At 49.8% G+C, this 21683-nt stretch carries 25 protein-coding genes and 4 pseudogenes; 25 read left to right on the plus strand and 4 right to left on the minus strand.

All coding sequences use genetic code 11. From position 1 onward, the window contains the following. Positions 1-83: 83 nt before the first annotated feature. The 11 genes and pseudogenes from OCV66_RS14375 to OCV66_RS14425 all read left to right on the plus strand — a co-directional run. A pseudogene (locus OCV66_RS14375) lies at positions 84-359 on the plus strand (VirB4-like conjugal transfer ATPase, CD1110 family); the annotation flags it as partial. Positions 360-489: 130 nt separating this feature from the next. Next, positions 490-2151 (plus strand): annotated as a pseudogene (locus OCV66_RS14380) (C40 family peptidase). 13 nt (positions 2152-2164) lie between these two features. After that, a complete protein-coding gene (locus OCV66_RS14385) occupies positions 2165-2419 on the plus strand; it encodes a DUF4315 family protein (RefSeq protein WP_054328114.1) in 255 nt (84 codons plus the stop codon). Between the two features lie 2 nt (positions 2420-2421). Beyond that, positions 2422-3171, plus strand: coding sequence for a DUF4366 domain-containing protein (locus tag OCV66_RS14390; RefSeq protein WP_054328115.1), 750 nt, complete (start codon positions 2422-2424; stop codon positions 3169-3171). A gap of 162 nt (positions 3172-3333) precedes the next feature. Next, positions 3334-3717, plus strand: a complete 384-nt coding sequence (locus OCV66_RS14395) for a cysteine-rich VLP protein (RefSeq protein WP_456236944.1) — start codon at positions 3334-3336, stop codon at positions 3715-3717. A gap of 162 nt (positions 3718-3879) precedes the next feature. Beyond that, a complete protein-coding gene (locus OCV66_RS14400) occupies positions 3880-4836 on the plus strand; it encodes a hypothetical protein (protein WP_147574566.1) in 957 nt (318 codons plus the stop codon). Positions 4837-4849: 13 nt separating this feature from the next. After that, positions 4850-5449: a defense against restriction DarA-related protein gene (locus OCV66_RS14405; protein WP_147574567.1), complete on the plus strand. Its 600-nt coding sequence runs from the start codon at positions 4850-4852 to the stop codon at positions 5447-5449. 10 nt (positions 5450-5459) lie between these two features. Beyond that, the gene (locus OCV66_RS14410) at positions 5460-5630 is read left to right on the plus strand and encodes a DUF4316 domain-containing protein (protein WP_005933602.1); all 171 of its coding nucleotides are present in this window, start codon (positions 5460-5462) and stop codon (positions 5628-5630) included. Beyond that, positions 5627-5973: pseudogene (locus OCV66_RS14415) on the plus strand (plasmid mobilization protein). Before OCV66_RS14410 ends, OCV66_RS14415 begins: the two are co-directional and overlap by 4 nt. A 153-nt stretch (positions 5974-6126) precedes the next feature. Then, complete coding sequence (locus OCV66_RS14420; RefSeq protein ID WP_054328118.1) at positions 6127-7065, plus strand: hypothetical protein; 939 nt, start codon at positions 6127-6129, stop codon at positions 7063-7065. Positions 7066-7183: 118 nt separating this feature from the next. Then, positions 7184-8530 (plus strand): relaxase/mobilization nuclease domain-containing protein, encoded by a 1347-nt coding sequence (locus OCV66_RS14425; RefSeq protein ID WP_147574573.1) that lies wholly within the window; start codon positions 7184-7186, stop codon positions 8528-8530. A 201-nt stretch (positions 8531-8731) separates the two neighbouring features. Here the strand turns inward: OCV66_RS14425 and OCV66_RS14430 are convergent, their stop codons facing one another. After that, positions 8732-9094, minus strand: coding sequence for a helix-turn-helix transcriptional regulator (locus OCV66_RS14430; RefSeq protein ID WP_174887867.1), 363 nt, complete (start codon positions 9092-9094; stop codon positions 8732-8734). Positions 9095-9241: 147 nt separating this feature from the next. On the opposite strand from OCV66_RS14430, the gene OCV66_RS14435 reads away from it, so the two are divergent. The 14 genes and pseudogenes from OCV66_RS14435 to OCV66_RS14490 all read left to right on the plus strand — a co-directional run bounded on the left by OCV66_RS14435 (position 9242) and on the right by OCV66_RS14490 (position 18941). Continuing rightward, positions 9242-9430 (plus strand): helix-turn-helix domain-containing protein, encoded by a 189-nt coding sequence (locus OCV66_RS14435; protein WP_054328120.1) that lies wholly within the window; start codon positions 9242-9244, stop codon positions 9428-9430. Further along, complete coding sequence (locus OCV66_RS14440) at positions 9423-10115, plus strand: response regulator transcription factor (RefSeq protein ID WP_054328121.1); 693 nt, start codon at positions 9423-9425, stop codon at positions 10113-10115. Before OCV66_RS14435 ends, OCV66_RS14440 begins: the two co-directional genes overlap by 8 nt. A gap of 5 nt (positions 10116-10120) precedes the next feature. Beyond that, positions 10121-11038, plus strand: a complete 918-nt coding sequence (locus OCV66_RS14445) for a sensor histidine kinase (protein ID WP_054328122.1) — start codon at positions 10121-10123, stop codon at positions 11036-11038. A 134-nt stretch (positions 11039-11172) separates the two neighbouring features. Next, on the plus strand, positions 11173-12099 hold the full coding sequence (locus OCV66_RS14450) for an ABC transporter ATP-binding protein (RefSeq protein WP_147574568.1): 927 nt from the start codon (positions 11173-11175) through the stop codon (positions 12097-12099). Further along, positions 12092-12877, plus strand: a complete 786-nt coding sequence (locus tag OCV66_RS14455; RefSeq protein ID WP_054328123.1) for an ABC transporter permease — start codon at positions 12092-12094, stop codon at positions 12875-12877. The genes OCV66_RS14450 and OCV66_RS14455 overlap by 8 nt, the downstream gene beginning before the upstream one ends. Positions 12878-12879: 2 nt before the next feature. Then, the gene (locus OCV66_RS14460) at positions 12880-13659 is read left to right on the plus strand and encodes an ABC transporter permease (protein WP_054328124.1); all 780 of its coding nucleotides are present in this window, start codon (positions 12880-12882) and stop codon (positions 13657-13659) included. Between the two features lie 7 nt (positions 13660-13666). Next, complete coding sequence (locus OCV66_RS14465) at positions 13667-14128, plus strand: hypothetical protein (RefSeq protein ID WP_054328125.1); 462 nt, start codon at positions 13667-13669, stop codon at positions 14126-14128. Positions 14129-14579: 451 nt separating this feature from the next. Further along, a complete protein-coding gene (locus tag OCV66_RS14470; protein WP_147574569.1) occupies positions 14580-14990 on the plus strand; it encodes an RNA polymerase sigma factor in 411 nt (136 codons plus the stop codon). A 292-nt stretch (positions 14991-15282) separates the two neighbouring features. Further along, positions 15283-15486: a hypothetical protein gene (locus OCV66_RS14475; RefSeq protein WP_147574570.1), complete on the plus strand. Its 204-nt coding sequence runs from the start codon at positions 15283-15285 to the stop codon at positions 15484-15486. Between the two features lie 124 nt (positions 15487-15610). After that, positions 15611-15877 carry a DUF6870 family protein gene (locus tag OCV66_RS14480; protein WP_054328128.1) on the plus strand — a complete coding sequence of 89 codons (267 nt, stop codon included), beginning with the start codon at positions 15611-15613 and terminating at the stop codon, positions 15875-15877. A gap of 117 nt (positions 15878-15994) precedes the next feature. Next, positions 15995-17680: pseudogene (locus OCV66_RS14485) on the plus strand (recombinase family protein). Between the two features lie 273 nt (positions 17681-17953). Further along, on the plus strand, positions 17954-18379 hold the full coding sequence (locus OCV66_RS15690) for a helix-turn-helix domain-containing protein (protein ID WP_161804776.1): 426 nt from the start codon (positions 17954-17956) through the stop codon (positions 18377-18379). Next, a complete protein-coding gene (locus OCV66_RS15695) occupies positions 18380-18529 on the plus strand; it encodes a DUF6514 family protein (protein ID WP_407925837.1) in 150 nt (49 codons plus the stop codon). Further along, the gene (locus OCV66_RS14490) at positions 18522-18941 is read left to right on the plus strand and encodes a sporulation initiation factor Spo0A C-terminal domain-containing protein (protein WP_054328130.1); all 420 of its coding nucleotides are present in this window, start codon (positions 18522-18524) and stop codon (positions 18939-18941) included. Before OCV66_RS15695 ends, OCV66_RS14490 begins: the two co-directional genes overlap by 8 nt. 237 nt (positions 18942-19178) lie before the next feature. On the opposite strand, the gene thrC is transcribed toward OCV66_RS14490, so the two are convergent. The 3 genes from thrC to OCV66_RS14505 all read right to left on the minus strand — a co-directional run bounded on the left by thrC (position 19179) and on the right by OCV66_RS14505 (position 21610). Next, a complete protein-coding gene (gene thrC, locus OCV66_RS14495) occupies positions 19179-20324 on the minus strand; it encodes a threonine synthase (RefSeq protein ID WP_262564783.1) in 1146 nt (381 codons plus the stop codon). Positions 20325-20434: 110 nt separating this feature from the next. After that, positions 20435-20905 carry a RidA family protein gene (locus tag OCV66_RS14500; protein WP_054328132.1) on the minus strand — a complete coding sequence of 157 codons (471 nt, stop codon included), beginning with the start codon at positions 20903-20905 and terminating at the stop codon, positions 20435-20437. Between the two features lie 24 nt (positions 20906-20929). Next, positions 20930-21610, minus strand: coding sequence for a helix-turn-helix transcriptional regulator (locus OCV66_RS14505; protein WP_054328133.1), 681 nt, complete (start codon positions 21608-21610; stop codon positions 20930-20932). Positions 21611-21683 lie beyond the last annotated feature (73 nt).

A 21683-nucleotide genomic window follows, 5' to 3' on the forward strand; every position in this document is an offset into this window, starting at 1 on the left:
TTCGAGAGGAGTAAGTCCGGTTCCGAGGGAGGGTGTAGGAAACCTACCGCCAACGGCGGCAAGGCGCCTTTACCCTACCCTACGACCTTCTGGCCAGCCGGGAGATCGAGAACATTCTGGATAATACCGACTTTATGATTTTGCTCTCGCAGGCGCAGAGTGACCGGGCGATTTTGGCAAGACAGCTCGGTATTTCCGAGCACCAGCTTTCCTACATTACCCACTCTAATTCCGGCGAGGGCCTGCTGTTTTACGGGAATGTGACCATCCCGTTTGTGGATCGGTTCCCGAAGGGGGAAATCTATGACCTCTTAACCACCCGACCGGAGGATATGAAGAATGAAGCGAAAACCGAATAAACCACGCCCGGAGGCCCAAACGCATACCGAACCCGGAGGCGGAGCTGCCGAGCCCGGCGGCTCTGCTTTTGGGGCTGGCTCTGAACAGGAGCCCGGGGCGGCTGGCTCTTCGGGACAAAGTGTCCCAAAGATGGGGAACCCCGCAAAGTCGGATGACTTTGTGGGGAGAGGAGGAGCAACGGAGCGGGCGGATTTTGGTGGCAACGCCGCCAAAGAAGCTAAAGCGAAGTTTGCGACGACGAAGTTCCGGCAGAAAAGCCAGCAGGAACAAGCGGCGGCATCCAAGCTCCGCATGGAAAAGCGGGGCGAAAAACGGGAGGCCGCCCAGGAAAAGCTGGAAAAGCAGAAGCCGCCCAAACAAAAAGGCCCGATCCGTAAGGCGGCGGGGGCCGCTGGATGGGGCGTTCACGGCTTTGTGCATGGCAAGCTCTACGAGGTGGAACAGGAAAATGTAGGAACCGAAGGGGCCCACCGCTCGGAGCTTGCCGGGGAGGTTGTCCTGCGGCATGGCTCCCGGTTTGTAAAACGCAAAGTCCGGGAACATCCGGCCAGGGCAGTTAGCCGGGCCGAGGCCAAGTATCAGAAAGCGGCGGCGGATTATCATTTCCACACCGCCGCACAGGAGCACCCGGAGCTTTCCAAAAACTATTTTACCCGGTACTGGCAGAAACAGCGGCTTAGAAGGCAATACCAGAAGCGGGCGAAGGAGGCCGCAAAACAGAGCGCAAAAGCCGCAGGGAAAACAGCCGCCGCCACGGAAAAGCTGACAGCCCGGGCCGCCGGGTTTGTGAAGCGCCATCCAGTCGGATGCCTGCTGGCACTGGCCTGTGTCCTTGTGATCGTCCTGCTCCAGTCCTGTTCGTCCTCGCTGGTGTCCATCGGCAACGCCGGAGCCGGGGCGCTGGGAGCCACCACTTACCCCTCTGAGGATGAGGCGATTTTAGGGGCGGAGGCGGCTTATGCCGGGCTGGAGGCAGAACTGCAAACCTACCTTGATACCTACGAAAGCACCCACGATTATGACGAGTACCACTTCGATCTGGACGAGATCGAACACGATCCCTATGTGCTCATTTCCCTGCTGTCGGCGCTCCATGAGGGGGAATGGACGCTTTCACAGGTGGAGGGCTCCCTGCAAATGCTCTTTGACCGCCAGTATATTCTGACGGAGCGTGTGGAGGTGGAGACACGCTATGACAGCGACGATGAACCCTATTCGTGGTACATCTGCTATGTGACGCTGGAAAACAAAAACCTGTCCCACCTGCCTGTTTCCCTGTTGAGCGAGGAACAGATGTCCCGGTACTCCATCTATATGTCCACCCTCGGTAACCGTCCCGACCTGTTTCCCGACTCCCCCTATGTGGACAAATACATTACCAACCCGCCGGAGGGCTATGAGGTTCCGGGGTAATATCTGGACGATGAAACATTCGCCGCTATTTTCTCGGAGGCAGAGAAATACATCGGCTATCCCTATGTGTGGGGCGGCTCCAGCCCGTCTACATCCTTTGACTGCTCCGGCTATGTGTCATGGGTGATCAATCATTCCGGCTGGAATGTGGGCCGCCTTGGGGCGCAGGGGCTTTACAACATCTGCACCCCAACCAGCTCCCCAAGGCCCGGCGACCTTGTGTTTTTCAAGGGAACCTATGATACCCCGGGCGTGAGCCACTGTGGGATTTATGTAGGCGATGGGCGGATGCTCCACTGTGGCGATCCCATCGGATATGCAAACTTAAATACAAGCTACTGGCAGTCTCATTTTTACGCCTACGGGCGTTTACCATGATTGGAGGTCATTTATGGCAACGGCAAAAAGCATGAAAATCCAGGCCGAGATTGATAAGGTCAAGGCCAAAATCAGCGAACAGCAGGCCCGGCTCAAGGAGCTGGAGCAGAAAAAGCTGGAGGCGGAAAACAGTGAGATCGTGGACATCGTGCGTGGCATGAGCATCCCTCTTGCGGAGCTGCCCCTGCTGTTTGAAAAGCTGAAAGGCGGCGGGGCTTTGGGACAAAGTGTCCCGAAGTCCGAGGATGAGGAAAAGGAGGAAAACTGAATATGAAACGGTTTCGAGTTTTGACAGCGGCGCTTTGTGCCGCTGTTTTGTTATGCGGCTTTAGCGTTCCCGCCTATGCCTACGCAGGCGGCGGCGAGGGCGAGGACTACGGCGATCCCACAATGGAAACCCCGGCCCCAGAGCCGGAGCCGACCATCACGCCGGGCGAGGGCTTTTCTGAGGAAGGAAACCTTGTAACCCGTGATCTGCTCTATGACGAGCACACCAACAAGCAGTTTATTACCGTCCAGACCAGCAAAGGCAATACCTTTTACATTGTCATTGATTATGACAAGCCTGTGGACGAGGAAGGCGAGCAGTATGAAACCTACTTTTTCAGCGTTGTGGATGAGGGGGATCTGCTGGCCGCAGCCGAGGCCGCTGGCGTGGAGCAGGCGGTCTGCTCCTGTCCGGAGAAATGTGCGGCGGGGGCTGTCAATACCGACTGCCCGGTATGCTCTGTCAATATGGGGAAATGCGTAGGCGCAGAGCCTGAGCCCGAGCCTGCCCCGGAGCCTGAGCCGGAACCCGAGAAGCCGGGCAACGCCGGGATGATCCTTTTGGTGCTGGCTGTCATGGGTATCGGCGGCGGGGTCGCATGGTATTTCAAGATTTACCGTCCGAAGCACCAGCAGGCTGACCAGCCCAAGGAGGACGATGGCGGGGAGTACCCAGACTATGACGAGTTTGAAGATGACGGCCCCCCGTGGGACGAGGAGGACGAAACCGAAGAAAAGGAGGAAATCAGATGAATTTTACCAGCAGTCCCTTTGAACGAATGATGAAAGAAAAACCCCGTCCCCAGACCCCGGCGGTGAGAAAGCCGCCTCAGGGCTCGGCCTGCTGCGGCTGTTCTTTCTGGCGGGGCATCGGATGCGTGTCCTGCTACAAGGAGCTTTTGAAGGCCCCGGCTGGTGGGAGGTGATGGATTGTCCCGTGAACTGACACGCAAGGAAAAGACAGCAATCCGCTCTCTTGTGGTAACATGGTGCGCCAACTATGACCGGGAATACGGATGCCTGCCGCTGGACAGCGATTGCTATATGCTGGGTAAATGCTGGACGGGATCATACTGCCGCTATTTCCGGGAGTCCGTTCTGCCCCTTGATCCGGCGCTGGAAGTGGCCCTTATGAGCGAGGGCCAAAGGCCGGATTTTAAGATATGCCCGGTATGCGGCGGGCCTGTTCCCCCGGACAGGTGGCAGGCGTACTGCTCGGCGGCCTGTGCAAAGAAAGCCCACCGCCGCCAGCAACGGGAATATATGCGGAAAAAGCGGGGTGCATCCGTTGACAATTAGGGCCTGCAAAACCCGCTTATAGCAAGGCTTTCCGGGGCCGTTTCGTTGGTCTGCCGTATCATTCTACGGTCTGGCCCCGTTTGCCCCGATGCTGTCAACATCCATACAGCGGGACTTTGGGACAATTTGTCCCGAAGTTCCTGCTTTCTGAGAGGAGGAATTATGCCGAAATATTACCCCATCAATGAGGAGGCCGCCCGGCGTGCTAAAAACGCCAACAGCTTTTCCGACTATGTTCCCGGCTCCGCCACCGCCGCTTACCGTGAAATGGTGGATCGTGCCTATGCCCTCGGGGAACAGCAGAAAGGGCGTGTCGATCCCATGTACCACGAAAAGATTGACGGGCTCATAGACCGCTATGCCCGCAAGCTGGCGGAGAACATCAACCAGAGCAATCTCATAGACGCCCGTGTACCCTCCATCCTCATCGCCGGGGGCTCCAACTTCCCGGTGCGGAAAAAGGAAAAGCAGAACGCCGCCCGGGATAAGAACATGGGCGAATATATGCAGATCGAGGGTCTGCTGGATAAGGTGCGCTCAACGGGTATGGGCGGGATCAGCGCAGACGATGACCGGGCTGTGGAAAAGCTGGAGTCAAAGCTGGCAGGGCTGGAGGCCATGCAGGAGGAAATGAAAACCGTCAATGCCTACTACCGCAAGCATAAAACGCTGGAGGGCTGTCCCGTCCTGTCCGCCGAGGAAATCGGAAAGCTCCAGTCCTCTATGGCATCCGACTGGCGCAAAAATCCCGTACCCTATCCGTCCTATCTGCTTACCAACACCAACGCCAACATCCGCCGCACACGCCAGCGCATTGAGGATTTGAAAAGTCAGTCGGAATATGCGGGCTGGGCCTTTCCCAGAGGGCGGGCGGAAATCAACGAAGGAGAAAACCGCTTGCAGCTCTTTTTTGAGGAAAAGCCCTCGGAGGAACAGCGGCGGGAACTGAAAAGCAACGGTTTCAAGTGGGCTCCCAGCCAGGGGGCATGGCAGAGACAGCTTACGAAAAATGCCATCTATGCGGCGGGCCGGATGGAGTTTTTACGCCCGGAGGATGGGCAGAGCCCTTACCAGATCCAGCCCTTTGCTCGGAAAACGGAAAAGGATATGACACGATGAAGGAGGTGTATTTGTGGACAAAAATCAAGGCTATTCCATTTTGAAGGCTGTGATGCTGGAAAATGGCAGGGGCTTTGCGCTGGGGCATCATCCCACAGCTCCATCCCCCTATGTCACATGGGCCTGTTACGATGATAAGAACGGCCAGCGGCAGTATGAATGGGGACATTACGGCAACGAGCTGGCCGCTATGGAACAGGATTTTTCAGACCGGATAAAGGACTATCAGCGGCTTTACCATGTGGGGATCGTGCAGACCGAGGCCCCTGGCCTTTACAAGTATTACTCTACCCAGCGGCCTGTGGACATCGGGACATTCCCAAAACCGCCCCACAATGCCCCAGATGAGATCGTCAACTATGACCGCCGCATCCCAGTGGAGGGCGGCGCATTTCTGGCATGGGGGCATCTGACTTATACAAGACCGCTGACCGAAAAGGAGGCGTCTGACTATGAGCTCCGGCCCGCCCTCGTCATTTCTGAATTATCCCGAAAAAACGATGACAGGCCACTCTCGATTGTCCAGCAGATGAAAGAGGCCGGAGCTCTGGCTGAGGCCAGCCGAGGCGATCCTGTTCACAAGAAAAAGGCCCCCGACCGGGGCGACCGATAGGAGGATTTGTATGGAAGAAAGATATAACCCGATGAAAAGTGCGGAGATCGCCACCGAGCACAATTACAATATGCTGGACGGTGTTCTCAATAACCAGGCCCCACCCCCGGAGGAAAAGGAGCTGGATAAGGTTAAGGAACCGCCCCACAAGCGCCGGAGCCGGGAACGGGAGGAGCGATGACAAAGAAACGCCGCCGCCCGATCCATCTCCATGTGATGGTGTCCGAGGAGGAGCAGGCCCTTATTCAACAGCGCATGGCCGAGGCGGGCATCCGCAATATGGGGGCCTATATGCGGAAAATGGCCCTCAATGGCTATGTGCTCCATGTTGACCTCTCGCCCGTCCGGGAGCTGGTATCGCTCCAGCGGCGGTGCTCAAACAATCTCAATCAAGTGGCGATCCAGGCCAACACCTACGGCGGGATTTACCCCGAGGAGATCGCCGCTCTGCAACGGGACTATGCCGCCCTGTGGGGCCGCTGTCCGATCTGCTGAAAAAGCTCTCCGCATTGGTGGAGCTCTGATCCTGCCGGGGAGTGGCGTATGCCGCTCCCCGGTTTTCACTACTTCGGGACAATTTGTCCCAAAGTAGTATGGACTAAATAACTTCAGCATGATATATTTTGAAAAAAGTTCATTTGGTTTCTTAATATTGAGCCAGTTTAAGGGGAAAGAAAATGGAGCAGATTATAAAATGCAGATCTTTAACAGCGATCTTTCAAGGAGACAAATTGCTACTTGGTGGGCCTCATATTGTTGAGTTTGATACAACTGATGAGCAGAAATTTCATATAAAAATTGAACAATGTGGTTTTAGAATGATTGCGATAACATCAGATAGGGATACATCAGCATTTGATTTATATGCAATCCTTACACGCATTGAAAGGCTCTTAATGCTATTAGAAGGAGTATTTATTCCTTTATCAGAGCTAAAACTGTCTGAGTCTGATACAGCTAATGAAAAGCAGTTGACCTCTTTTCAAAACAATTTAATCAAGGGCAGATTATCCTATTTTTCATCGGCTGATTTCTGCAATTACAAAGTCGATAAGCTGTTGGAATTTGATACCATTCTTACGGCGGAATTGTATTCCAAGTGGGAACAATTACTTGTTGAACTGGATTTAGTACATCAAGTATATCTTTACTTCTTGAGCAACAGCAAAATAACGGTAGATGTTAAATGTGCATTTTTAATTGAATTAGCTGAACCTCTTATTGAAGTGGTTAAAGAGCATACTAAATTTTTTTCTTCTCTTACTCCAGGGCCTCGTGGAGCATCACTAAAAAACTGTTTAGATGCGTTGATAACAAAATATGGAGCGGATATTTTCGGTAGTGAATTGGCAAGTGATTATGAACGCTTTTTATTTGCAATGGTTAATAGTAGAGTTAGAATAATGCACATCAAGCGTGAACAAAAAGGGGTGTTTTTCAACGGTAACGAGTCTGTTCTCTATATGCTTAAAATGAATTTGTTATACCGAAGGATAATGTTTGAAGTTTTAGGCATTGACGAAGCAATTTATAAAAATTCATTACTTAAATGTGTTTCAAGATTAGATGAGTGGAACGGTATCTTAAAAGGATTTCTTTCAAAACTATCTCTATAACATTATTTTCGGTGGCTGGCTGGACAGCCGCCGTTTTCTTTTGGAAGGAGGTGTGCTCACGGCTACAACTTATATCCGGCCCTGCAAGGTGGCGGCTGGGAAAGGCGCTGTCCAGACAATGGAGGAACGCTTTGACTATGGGCTTAATCCGAAAAAGCTGGGAGCCCTGTCCTCATACCTCTGCGATCCGGCCACGGCTCCCGCTGAGTTTCTGCTGGTAAAGATCCAGTACCAGGCGGAAACAGGCCGGGTCGTAGAGCGTGGAGCCCTGTTTTTTCAAATCCGGCAGGCGTTCCCGCCCGGCGAAGTGACAGCGGAGGAGGCCAACCAGATTGGCTATGAAACAGCCATGCGCTGGACGAAGGGAAAGTATCAGTTTTTTGTCTGCACCCACACAGACAAGGGCCACCTCCACAATCACATTTATTTTAATTCAACGGCCTTTGACCGCTCCCGGAAGTTCCATAATTTTATCGGCTCCAGCTTTGCCCTGCGGCGGCTCTCTGACCGAGTGTGCATTGAGCATGACCTCTCTGTGATCCAAAATCCAAAACAGCACAGCAAGGGCCGGTATCTCCATTATGGCCAGTGGATTGGGGAAAAGCCGCCCTCTGCAAAACAGCGGGTGCGGCTGGCCATCGTGGAGTCCCTGCAAAAACAGCCCGCCGATTTTCCGGCGTTTCTGAGGCTTATGGAGGAGTCCGGCTTTGCAGTAAAGCATGGCCGTGGCGGTGTGATCTCCTTACTTGCTCCCGGGCAGGATAAGCCCACCCGCCTGCGGGCATCTACCCTCGGGGATGGTTTTGATCCCGAGGACATCCGGGCTGTGATTGCCGGGGAGCGTCCGATCCCAGAGCTCCCGCAGGAGGCCCCGGCTCCTGCCCGGCGTGTTAATCTGATTATAGACATTCAAGAGCGCATGGCACAGGACAAGGGCCCGGCCTATGAACGGTGGGCCAAAGTTTACAATCTGAAACAGATGGCTGCTGCGCTCCAGTACCTGCGGGAAAATAATTTGATGGACTATGAGGCGCTGGCGGCCAGTACAGAAAAGGTAGTAGAGCGTTTTCACACGCTGTCCGAGGAATTGCGGCAAACGGAGGCGGAGCTGGAAAAGACCTCCGGGCTCATGGCGGCTACTGTGGACTACGCAAAAACCCGGCCTGTATTTGACGGTTACAAGGCGGCCCGGTACAGTAAAAAATATCTGTCGGAGCATGAGGCGGAGCTTGCCGCTTACCGGGCGGCCCGGGCCACTATGAATGAGCTTTTGGATGGTGCAAAACTGCCAAAGATGGCGGATATGAAAAAGTCCCGCCAGGAATTGGCGGGAAAGAAAAAAGCCCTCTATGCGGAATACCGCAAGGCCCAGGCGGATATGCGGCAGGCTGTGGCGGTCAAAGCGAACATTGATCATCTGCTCGGCGTGACGGACGGGCGGGAAAATAAGGCCCAGGAGCGATAGCGACAGGCCGCAGACAACAGGCGCATAGCGCCGGGACTTTGGGACAATTTGTCCCAAAGTTCAGCGGGTTTGGGGAGCTCCCCAACAAGCATTTTTGCGGGCCTGTGGCCAGCAAAAATTTCGGAGTGTGGCCACACCCGAATTGCTTGCCGTTTCGTGCGCTTCCGCTACATGGCGCAAAAAAACGGAGGTCACGCTTTCTTACGCATCCTCCGTTTCTCTGGCTTTCTTAATGCCCTCGGCTGTGGCTTCTATCACGACAAGTTCTTTTTCATTCATGGAATTTAGAAGCACATCAATGTGCTTTCTGCAAGAGCTTGACCTTGCCCCTCCGTCCGCATGAATAAACTGGTCAACTGATACATCAAACATGGTAATGAGTTTAACAAAAAGGTCGAAGCTGGGATATTGACCTTTGTTCTCAATATTCATAATGGTACGGGAGTCACGGTCTACTAATTCCGCAACATAGGCTTGTGTCCAGCCCTTTTCTTCTCTGGCTCTTTTGAGTGCCGCCCCGAGGCCGTGAAAGTCAAACCTTCTTTCATCTTGGTTCATTCTCATATCACTCTATATCATTTTACATTTCGTGTTAGATTATGAGAATGTAATGAAATTTTACATTAAGTAGTATTTTATTTCGCATTCGTGTAGGCTCTAACTTGTATTATTCGAACTAGAGAACTATAATATATCCTGTGGAGGTGCGAAATGGACTATATGACATTGAAAGAGGCCGCCGAGAAATGGGGCGTAACACCTCGTAGGGTAAATTATTATTGCGCCGGAGGGCGTATCCCCGGCGCTGTGAAAATGGCTGGTGTTTGGCTGATTCCTAAAACTGCGGAGAAGCCGATTGATGGCCGGACAAAACAAGGGAAGGAGCTGCGCCATGAATAAAATTTTAATTATAGATGATGACAGAGAACTGTGTGCCTTGATTAAACGCAGCGTACAATCGGAACATATTGAAGCTGATTTTTGTAATACCGGAAAAGAGGGCTTGCAGAAATTAAAAGAGCAGGAGTATCAGCTTGTGGTTCTGGATGTGATGATGCCTGGTATGGATGGCTTCGAAACACTGGAAGAAATCCGCAAAGAGAACAGCCTGCCGATTTTGATGTTTACATCCAAAAATGACAGCATTTCTAAAGTGCGGGGCTTACGGGCTGGGGCGGACGATTATCTGACAAAACCGTTTGATATGGACGAACTGATTGCCCGTATTGTGTCCCTCATTCGCCGCTACACCCGCTTTAATCATCAAGCCGGAGCTGTGCAAAAACTGGATTTTGATGGATTGCAAATTGACCTTGAAAATCGTTCTGTTACGACGGAAAATGGCACTTTTGAACTTCCACCAAAGGAATTTGATTTGCTCCTGTACTGTGCAAAGCATCAAGGAAAAATTTTGACAAAACAGCAGATTTATGAGGAAGTTTGGGGCGAAGAATATTTCTATGATGACAGTAACATTATGGCGATTATCAGCCGGCTTCGTAAAAAATTAGAAGTCAATCCTTCAAGCCCAAAGTATATCCAAACGGTCAAAGGGATTGGCTACCGCTTTAACAAGGAGGTGTAGCCAGTATGGAAATCATCGTTTTCTTGTCCATTATGATTGCTGTTGTGGCTGTGCTGACTTCCATCATTCTCATTCGGCGCGTAAAAAAGCAAATCGCAGAAATGACCGATTCACTGGTTGATGTGAAAAACGGAAATGGCAACCGGCGTATTTTGTCTGCAACAAATGAACTGACAGCGCCTCTTGCCTATGAAATCAATGAGATTGTTGTGTCCTATGAAAGCAGACTTTCAACTGTACGGCAGACAGAAGAAACCAACCGCCAGCTTATGACGAGCCTTTCCCATGATGTTCGGACGCCCCTTACAACTCTGATTGGGTATCTTGACGCTGCACACAAAGGACTGGTCACAGGAAAAGACAGGGATGATTATATTGAAACCGCCCGCCGGAAAGCCCATGATCTGAAAGAATATATTGATGTGCTATTTGACTGGTTCAAGTTAAATTCCAACGAGTTTGCTTTGGAGATCCAGAGCGTTGAGGCCGCAGAACTGACAAGAAATATCCTGATCGACTGGATACCGATTTTTGAGGATAAACAGGTTGATTATGACATTGATATTCCTGAACAGCCTGTCCGGGTAAGATTGGATATGGACAGCTATATGAGGATCATCAATAATCTCATTCAAAATGTAATTGCTCACAGTCATGCGGACAAAATCAAAATTGTCCTGTCAAAGAAGGAAAATAACATGGAATTGTTGCTGGCAGACAATGGAGTGGGAATTGAGAAAGAAGATTTGAAACACATATTTGAACGGCTTTATAAGTGTGATAAAGGACGCTCTGAGAAAGGCAGCGGTCTTGGTCTTTCTATTGTCCGCCAGCTTGTAGAAAAGATGGGTGGAAGCATAACAGTTGAAAGCGTACCGGGAAAAGGGACTGAATTTATGTTGCTTTTTCCTTTGGAGATTTAAGCGGGTTCCCGTCTTTATGGCGGGAGCCTTTGTCATTTTGCCGGATTTCAAATTGCAAGGTTAATGCAAGGTTGCGGCAAGGTTAATGCAAGGTTGGCATGATAGAATACCTTACAGAACAGGAGGTTTTGAATATGGACATCAATACAATCATTGAAACAAAAAATCTGACGAAGCAATACGGCTCACAAAAGAGTGTGGCTGACTTAAATATCCATGTGAAGCGTGGGAGAATTTACGGTCTGCTGGGCAGAAACGGAGCCGGAAAAACCACTACCATGAAAATGCTGCTTGGCTTAACGAAGCCGACTTCCGGAGAGGTCAAAATCTGGGGAAAGCCCTTGCAGGGGAATGAAAAGAAATTGCTGCCCCGTATCGGCAGCCTGATAGAGTCCCCCGGATTTTATCCCAATCTGACTGGCACAGAGAACCTGCGTATCTTTGCCACCCTGCGGGGCGTACCCAACAATCATGCCATCAAAGACGCTCTTGATCTGGTAGGACTGCCCTACAAAGATAAAAAGCTCTTTTCTCAGTATTCTCTTGGTATGAAGCAGCGGCTTGCCATCGCCCTTGCCGTTATGCACGATCCGGAACTTTTGATTTTGGATGAGCCGATCAACGGTCTCGATCCCATCGGTATTGCAGAAGTACGATCCTTTATTCGGGAGCTTTGCGATGCAAGAGGAAAAACCATTTTGATTTCCAGTCACATTCTTTCGGAGATTTCCCTGCTGGCTGACGATATTGGAATTATCGACCACGGCGCATTGCTGGAAGAAGAAAGCCTTGCTGAGCTGGAACAAAAAAGCAGTAAGCATATCCGGTTTACACTCTCTGATACTGCGCAGGCGGCAAGAATTTTGGAACGCATTTTCCATGAAAACCATTTTTCCATACAGGACGACCACAATCTGCGCTTGCACAACCTTGATCTGCCTGTGGGGAAAATTGTAACTGCCTTTGTAGAAAACGGATTGGAGGTATCGGAGGCGCATACTTGTGAAGAAAGTCTTGAAGATTACTTCAAGCGTGTGACAGGAGGCGAAGGAATTGCTTAAACTAATCAAATGCGAATTTTTGAAATTGAAACGGAAGAAATTTATTCCGCTGATTATTCTGGCTGCTTTCCTGTTTCCAATCCCGCTGACTTATCTGATGACAACGCCCTCTATGATGGAGCGATATACGGATCAGGCAGATGCTTTCGACGGACTATTTAACATGGTGTTGGGATATGGTATCCAGTTTTTACTGCCCTGCATTATCGGTGTGATTGCCGCTATCCTGTTTTTTATGGAACGCGACAACGACACATTCAAAAATCTGCGTACAATTCCCGTAACCAGCACGCAAATGGTACTTGCAAAAATTATTGTCCTGTTTCTCTTTGGAATTGTTTTTTGTGTGGCTTCTACCATTGTAACAATTCTTTGCGGATTTGGAACATTAGAAGTTTATGGAATAGGCTATAAATTGTTTTTAGCGGTTGAAACAGGAATTTTCATTACGGCAGGAACACTCCCGTTGATTGTTCTTGTTGTCTTTTTCAGTAAAACCTATGTTTTTTCCATTTTGCTGTGTGTCTTTTATAGTGTTCTGAACATGAGTGCTACGGCATTGTTTGACACACTGCCTAAAACTATGTTATGGCTTCTGCCCACGCCACTGACTACTTTTTGGAGTGCAGGAGATATGGCGGCTCATGGAATAAAAATGGACTTGGAGCAAATGACAGGGCTAATTCCTTCAACATTTCAAGTTGTATTCATTCTTGGGATCATGGCATTAGTTTCGTTCTTACTGATTGACAGATTATATAAGCAGAGGGGGGAATAAACATGGTTCGCATTGTAAAAACAGAATTTTATAAATTGAAAAGGTATCATATCCTTTGGGCGGGCGTTGCACTTATGCTCCTATCCGTCCTGCTGACCTTGTTTACCTCTATGGCGAATGATGGTTCCGTTTGGGATTTCGCCTATCTTACAGAACAGGTCATCAAAAACAATATGTCCATGATTTTTCCGATGTGTATCAGCCTAATTGCTGGATATATGATTACTCGTGAGCAGGCGGATGACACATTGAAAAATATTCTGACTGTGCCGATCTCTTTTAAGAAACTGTTGACCGGAAAATTGATTGTGTGCGGCGTATTGTCTATTATTTTCGGGCTGATATGCAGTCTGTTTACAATCATAGCAGAAATGATTGTGGGATTTCCCGGCTTTGAGATTTCCTTAGCTCTAAAAGCAACCTTGCAGATTACTGCGGTTAATTTCTTTTTATATCTTGCGGTTCTGCCGATTATCGCTCTTACTTGTCGGAGGGCAGGTAGCTTTTTAGTCGGTGTAATCATTGCTTTTGTCTATGGATATGGAGGGATGTTTGCCGCAGGAAATATGACATTAGCAAACCTTTATCCGATTACCGCAAGTCTCGGAATGGTAGGCTACCGTAGCTATGATACCGCAGTCAACTGGAATATCGGAACCTGTTCTTGCAGTCTTGTGCTTGCTGTCGTTATTTCTGCCATCTTGATTTTGTGCATGAAAGAGCGAGAAGCAACCCAAACAAAGAAAAAGGCCAAAAAGGTAGCACCAAAGAAAGGCTGGTGATGATTTTATGAAGAAAATAGTTTTAGCATTGGCATTTGTCCTTTTGGGAAGTTTTATGCTTTCTGGCTGTTCAAAAGATGAAATTCTCGATCATTATAATAATATCGTTCAGTCGGCTGGATCCATAGAGCTTACAGGAAAGTTATCTTTGGAAGGAACAAAAGAAAAAGGGATCGATGATTATACGGGAACTTATACGGCTGATTATGAGAATTTTTCAGATACAGAGTATTTGTTTGGAGGAACTTCCATAAAAAGAGAAGCCGGTAAGGAGCTGTCTATTGACTGCACTTTGGAGGTTATGGAAGGTACTGCAAAAGTATTTTGGATTTCTGGATCTGATGAAGCAGTCACTTTGATTGAAACAGCCGGAACTTATAGTGACACAATTACACTTCCTGATGGTGGAAATTATATCGGCATTGAGTGTGAGGACTTTACTGGAAACATTGAATTGAATATTGAATAACATTCTGCCGCACGACGGCAAAAGAAAAAAAGCCGTCGTACAGCAGACACATTTTCACGCGCCCATGAAGCGGCGGCTTTGATTTTCAGAGCCGCCGTTTCTTTTCGTCTATCCTAAACCAACGACGACCTAACACCGTGTAAATCCACGGCGGCATATAGGAGGATTGCCGCCGTGTCTATTTTTGTCTTTTTTCACAGTACACATGATCTACACCAGCTAAAAAAAGCGTAGCTCCCCCTCCGGGACAGTCTGGTTATGAATATGAAATTAGACAGAACAAAAACGAATATGTAACTTCATGCGTCCGTGTGGCTTCATGCCGCCCGGGCGCTTTTGCGTACTTCGAGACAAATTGTCCCGAGGTGCGGGGCGGCTCCCCAGGATGCCGCTCCCCACCGGGCCCCGTTTCGGTCACTCATCCACCCAACACCGAAACGGAGGTTTATTTATGACTACAATCAATCTGAAGGATTTTTATTATTGGTACACACAGGATCAGTTTATCGAAGTTTCTGACGAGGTAGCCGAAGTGTTTGTGTCCGATGCCCGGCACGAAATGGCCTACCAGCGGCGGCTCTCCCAGCATAAGGCGCAATATTCTCTGGACTGCGATGACGGGATCGAATATTCCGCCTGCCTGCATGAGCCAACGCCCCAGGAGCTTCTGGAGCGCATGGAAATGTTCTGCCGCCTATGGAACGCACTCAACTCTTTGCCGGAGATCCAGGGCCGCAGGATTGATGCCCACATCATTCTTGGAAAGAGCATCAAGGAAATTGCCGAGGCCGAGGGTGTACATGAGGAGTCTGTCCGCCAGTCCATCAAGCGTGGCCTTGAGCGCATGAAAAAAACTTTTTGATTTTTTCATTTTCCCCACTTGGAAATGATGAAAAAATGTCTCGGTTTATGAGAGGAGGTTTTCTTCTCAGCACTGATGAACAGGAGCGGCCCCGGGCATAGTGCGGGGAGCCGGGCGGCGGGTGCGCTGTGACTTTCTCCATTGGGAAACGAGCGAACAACACCAACGCCGTAAATGGGCCGGGCCGCCCTCTCATCTGTGCGGGATCGCCGTCCCGAAAGTTGTTGTCTTTGGACAGGTCAAGAAAATGTGGGCGGCGATCCCTAAATTTTAGGAAAGCGAGGTACAGTCTATGAACTACGATCCCGCAGGATTGGCGGCCCTGTTATCTGAGCCGTGGAGCAACGGAGCTTGCCGTGGCTATGTGATTATGGCGATGGAAAACTGCGGCTTTGCTGGCGATGACATACGCCGTATGATGGCCGAGCTCCATGAGCTGTTTGACTTCGTTTCTCTGGAAGAGGCCGAGGCCCATTATCAAAAAAGCCTTTTCTGACTTCGAGACATTGTGTCCCGATGTGGAGCAAGACAAGAGGACGGCACTTTTTTCGGTGCCGTCCTCTTGCGTTTCCCCACGATATGCGGGAGGCGTATCCTATTTTTGATAAGGAGGTTTTACCGTGAGATTAACGGCAAAGGAACTGGAACAAATGAAAAGCGTTGACATCGGCGCAGTGGCTCCTGAGTCCCTGCCGGATGTGAGCGGTATGGCCTTTGATACCTCTCTCCCCCGGGAGGAGCGGATCGCTCTGTTTTTGCAGGCGGTAGAAAATCCATACTGCTTTTGCATCGGCGGGATCGGTGTGAAAATTGAATTTGCGGAAAGCGGACCGTCCTTACAGGACACGCTGACGGACTTTCTGCTCCGGCAAAAAAGCGGGCTGTAACTTCGGTTATGGCCTGTTTGCTACTTCGAGACAAAGTGTCCCAAGGCGGAGGCATCCTTGTTGTCCCGCCCGGGCAGAGGTATAATATAGATGTAATGTGATAGGGAAGGAGGAACAATGGCACGAACAAAAAACAGAGGATTGCAACAGAGTTTCTCTCCCTCTTATACCGTCCGCCGCTGGCGGCTGGGCGCATACATCCGGCTTTCTAAAGAGGATTTGAAAAAAGTTAAAGACGGCAAGGATGACAGCAACAGCGTGAAAAACCAGCGTGACCTGCTGGGGGATTTCTACTTTAAGCATCAGAACGAATTTGAAAGCATCGCAGAGTATGTGGATGACGGCCACACCGGGACGGACGCCAACCGGGAGGACTTCTAACGGCTCCTTGCCGATGTAATGAGTGGCAAAATAAATTGTGTGATCGTCAAAGACCTTTCCCGTTTCGCAAGAAATTACAGCGATGCAGGCAGTCTGATTGACAACCTGTTTGTTCAAATGGGCGTCCGCTTTATCAGCCTTGCCGAGAATGTAGACAGCTACCGTGACCCGGACAGCGTTTCCAGCATTATCGTCCCCATTACGAATGTAATGAACGATCAATACTGCCACCAGACCTCAAAGAAGATCCGCCAGGTCTTTGACTACAAGCGGCGCAACGGGCAGTATATCGGCTCCTTTGCTCCCTATGGCTATGTGAAAGACCCGAAAGACAAGCACCAGTTGATTGTCGATCCCGAGGCGGCTGAAATAGTCAAGCTCATTTATGACCTGTGTTTGCAGGGCATGGCTCGGCGGTCTATCGTCTATCACTTGAACGATCACGGTATACCGAGCCCGGCTACCTACCGCAAGGAAAAGGGCCTGCCTGTGAGCTCACCATCGGACACTCCCCTGTGGGGCGATAAGGCCGTAACCCTTATTCTCACAAACCCGATTTATACCGGGGATTTGGTGCAGGGCCGCCACCGGGTGAAAAGCTACAAGGTACACCAGATCGAGGAAGTGCCCGAGGAAGAATGGGTACGGGTTCCCGATACTCACAAGGCCATCATAGAGCGGGAGACTTTTGAAAAGGTGCAATCTCTCTTAAAGCGGGATACCCGGCGGGCTCCCCGGACAAAGGAGCTTCACCTATTCAGCGGCTTCCTCCGCTGTGCGGATTGTGGAAAGTCTGTTACCCGAAGCTCAAGCGGGCAAAGCACCCGTTACCTTTGCTCTACTTACAAAAACCGTTCTCGGACAGCCTGCACCATGCACTCTATCAAGCATGAGCGGCTGGAGGCCGCTGTCCTGTTCGCTGTACGGCAACAGGTACATCTGGCGGTTTCCTACTCCGAGATTATCGCCCGGATCAATTCGGCCCCCATCAAAAAAAGCCAGTCTTTCCGACTGGACGATCTGATAGCCGCCAAGGAGCGGGAACTGGCAAAAGTGACCCGGTACAAGCAGTCTCTTTATCAAGACTGGAAAGACGGGGAAATTACCCAGCAGGACTACCGGGATATGAAAGCCGATTATGAGCGGCAGGCCGTATCCCTCTCGGACATTCTGGCCCGGCTGACCGCTGAACGGGCGGAGCTGGCAAACGGTGTAAATAATGAGCATCCTGCTCTTGTAGCCTTTATGAAGTACCAGAACATTGAAACACTCAACCGGGAAATTCTGATTGAGCTTGTAGACCATATCAAGGTTTACGAAAACGGCAATATCAGTGTGAAATTCAAATTTGCTGACGAGCTCCGCCGGATTGCCGAGTACATTGAAATCAACACCACTCAAAACCCCGCTGTGGCGGGCTGATACCCGCCACATACCTTTCTGACAGTGTGTATTCCTAATAAGAAACATTCATATGATTGTTATACCAACGCTATAGATAACAACTGCCCAAAACGAAATCGTCTGTGAAATCAGGCGTATTTTTAATCATGTCGAAAAGTTGTACTTTTTGACGAGAAGCTGCCATTTACCCCCAGAAGCTGCTTCCTTATGCTTTTGCATAAGAAGGTGTTCTAATGAAAATAGAGAGAAACATTTTCAGCCACATTAAGGAAAGAACTGGACAAAAGAGGGGTGGGGTTTCAAGAGTTCGCGCAGGAATTGGGGATACCAAGGACTACATTAACGGACTATATGAAAGGTACGTCCCATCCGCGGGCAGATTCATCGGAATATCTGGCAGAAAAGCTGGGCATTTCACTGTCTGAACTGGTATCCGGTGATGGCAGCCCACACAACGATGGGCTTCCCTGTATAGAGCCTGTGCTAATGGAGATACCAGCCTTGCATCCACGAACCATACCGATCGCGAGGGATGCGGTCTCACTGCTGCAGGACGCATTCCGGCTCTCTGATGACCTGTACGGTTTGAAAGAAAATGAGACAGAGGATGAAAGCAGCGACGAAGTATATAGATACTTCCTGCATGAAATGATGGTCCCGTCCTATCATTCCCCAGCTTATGGGATACTGGCAAAACAGCGGTTCGGACAAGGCTAGGTGACCATTACGCTTGTATCTGCATTTTCTCATGATAAACGTGCAGTTGAACAACTCGCTGCACGTTGTACGAAGTTTCAGCTCTCGCCCGTCCATCTTCTGGACGTGATCCATGATTTCCTGATAGGGTGTACGTTGTCTTATGATTGATACCGCACATCCTACGGCAGGCAGCGCTGGCAGGACGAGTACATACGAAACAGGCAGAACAAACGGGGATACAGAAGCGATCCGCAATCTGTTATTCAGGCTTGGTGTAACTGCAAAATACAAAGGCTATTTTTATGTAGTCCATTCAGTATTCCTGTGTATGGAAGGACCGGAACGACTCCTGTCCGTAACAAAGCGGCTTTACCCGGAAGTTGCCAGAAAGCACAAGACGAATTGGAAGGCCGTGGAACGGAATATCCGGGCAGTCTCTGTCGCTGCATGGTCTGCTAACCACCTGTTTCTGGAAACACTGGCCAACAGGCCGCTGGATAGGTACTTATACGCTGCTGAATTTATTTCTGTGATCTTGAACGCCGTTTTAACCGGCGGTATTGTATTGTCCTGGAGATAAATGATTTTTCCCTTCGAAACGAGGAGCTGGCAGCAATCTGCCAGCTCCTTTTTCGTCTTTGATATGCTGTTTGACAGCAAAACCTCCCTGACAGGTTCTCGTTGTAGGATTTGATGCTTACAGTAAAAATAATGTATTATACTCCATTGGAACACAAAAAGAGCGTCTGCCGTTCACAGCTCATGTTGTGAACGGCAAATGCCTTGGCAAATGCCTTTTTGTAAGTGTCATCTCTTTTCACTGAGTTTTCTTCAAAAGAATCTCCAACTGCTCTACTTTGGATATAGGCTGCAAGATGTTACACCGGCGCCCCGTATACTTAAATCCATGCCCTGTTAATACGCTAACTACAGTAGCGCCCTTTTTCAGGAAACCCTCATTCCACAGCTTGCTTACCGCGCCAATGGCCGTCGCGGAAGTGGGTTCGCAATAATATCCTACTTTTGTCTCCACCATCTGCGTGGCCTGCCAGATCTCACCTTCTGTCAGACAGAGCATCATGCCGCCGGATGCACGGGCTGTCTGCAATGTTAATGTTCCATCGTTCTCGTAGCCCACCAGAGGATCGCTGATTCCTCCTGCAATGGTCGAGATAGTGCCATCCCAGCAATGCACCTGCGCGTCTCCGTTCAGATAGGCTCGGGTAATGGGCATGCATTGTTCACTTTGAACGCCCACCATGGCTGGCAGCGGCTGCTGCGCAGGTACACGTCCCAAATGCCGCAGTTCGTCAAACCCCTTGTAGGCTCCGATCATCAGCGGACCGGACGCAATGGGAATGATAACCACATCAGGGAAGCGGCCACCCAACTGCTCAAATATCTCATAGGCAACCGTTTTATCCGCCTCAACAGTATAGGGATTCAGAAAGGTAGAGGTGATGTTGGGCCATCCAAACCGCTTCGCGCAAAGGTCAGCCATATCGTAAGAGTGGGAATAATTTCCCGTTACGGGAATCACTGTTGCACCGTAGGACGCGGCTTGGATCACTTTTCCGGGATCCGTGCTTTCAGGCACAAACACCACGCATTCCATACCGGCTCGGGCCGAATAAGCGGCCGTGGCCGCCGCAGCGTTTCCCGAAGAAGCAATCACTACTTTCTCGGCGCCGGCTTCCTTTGCGGCGGATACACCCACGCTGGAAGGCCGGTCTTTAAAGGATCCAGAAGGATTCAGATGCTCCGCTTTGATGTACCACTCTATCTGCGCACCGTAAATATCCGCCATCCGCTGGCAACGAAGCAACGGCGTTCCTCCCTCGCCTAAACTAACAATATTTTCTTCCTGCTGCAATGGTAACAAAGGCAGGTATTTCCACAGACCCGGCAACTCCGGCAGGGTCAGCCGCCCATCTTGGGCAAGAGCATCGTAATCGTATTTCACTTCCAAAATGCCCCCGCAGTGAGGGCAGGCATATTGCAGTTCCAACGGGAATTGTGACCCGCAGGAGCGGCAGGCGAGTCGGTTCGCATACATCTATCTTCAGGTCCTCCTCAATCCCGCAGTTCTACAATCAATTCTATTTCCACAGGTACGTTTCCGGGCAACACATTCACACCAATGGCAGAACGGGCTGCTTTTCCGATCTGATCGCCAAATGCCAAGCACAACAGTTCACTTGCACCGTTCATCACCTGTGGCTGGGCGTAAAAATCATTAGCACTGGCCACAAATCCCAACAGTTTTACTACACTGGCTATCCTGTCCAAATCTCCAATGTTCGCTTTCAGAACCGCCAGCGCGTTCAACGCGCACTGTTCAGCCGCTTTCTCGGCCTGTTCCAGTGTCAGTTCGGCGCCCACTTTCCCTTCAAAGGTCTCACCGCCCTGCAGATTGCATGCCACACCAGACAAATAGGCGCACCGCATACCAAAAGGACGCACAGGTGTGTACATTCCGCCTGGAAGAGGAGCCGGGGGCAAGTTCAGTCCCGCCAACTCCAAACGTTTTTCCACTTCACTCATAACTAGACCTCCTCGTGCCTAAGTTTATTTCGCCATTTCTGAATTTTTTCGCACGGTATCTAAATAATTATAAAATGTAAACTTGGAGATGTTCAAAAATTTGCAGGTTCTTTCGCTGGATTTGCTGATTAGGAACGCCCCCTTTTCATCCAGATACTTCAAAAAAGCCAGCTTGTGTTCTCTGGTCATAGATTGGGGCGGGACCCCTACATGCTTTTGAGCCTGCCCTAACATGCAATCCAACAGTTCTGCTACATTGCTGGTAATAAACTCTTCTACTTGATCATTTTCCTGCGTCGGACTGTTTGGAATCAAGGAATACCCGCCATTCTGCTCATAAATATATTTTTCCAGACGCAAACTTTCAGTGATATCTTGATTCACGCATAAAGCTCCAATGACCTTGCCCGCATCGTTATAAAAGTAGACGCTGGAAGAGCGCAAAATTTTACCATCTTGGGTGTTAGAGATATAGTTGAAACGATCTCCATCGATTTTGGTTCCACGCAAAACTTCCAACCCTAAATTGGTGCCGCTATCTCCCACTTTCCTTCCAGACACATGCCCGTTCACGATATCCACAATGGTGGATTCATAGTCTCGTGTAAGATCATGGAGGACAACTTCGCAATTGGAGCCAAACTGTCGTGCGAACAATTGCATTAACTTTTTAAAGGTCTGGATCTCGTCTTCAATTTTTTTCATAAGTAAACACTTCGATTCTTCTTTTATTTCTAATAAGTTCTATTTTAGAAGAAATCGGTTTTACTTGTCAACA

Origin of the sequence: Agathobaculum ammoniilyticum (genome assembly GCF_025567315.1) — a bacterium.
GTDB classification, from domain to species: Bacteria; Bacillota; Clostridia; order Oscillospirales; family Butyricicoccaceae; genus Agathobaculum; species Agathobaculum ammoniilyticum.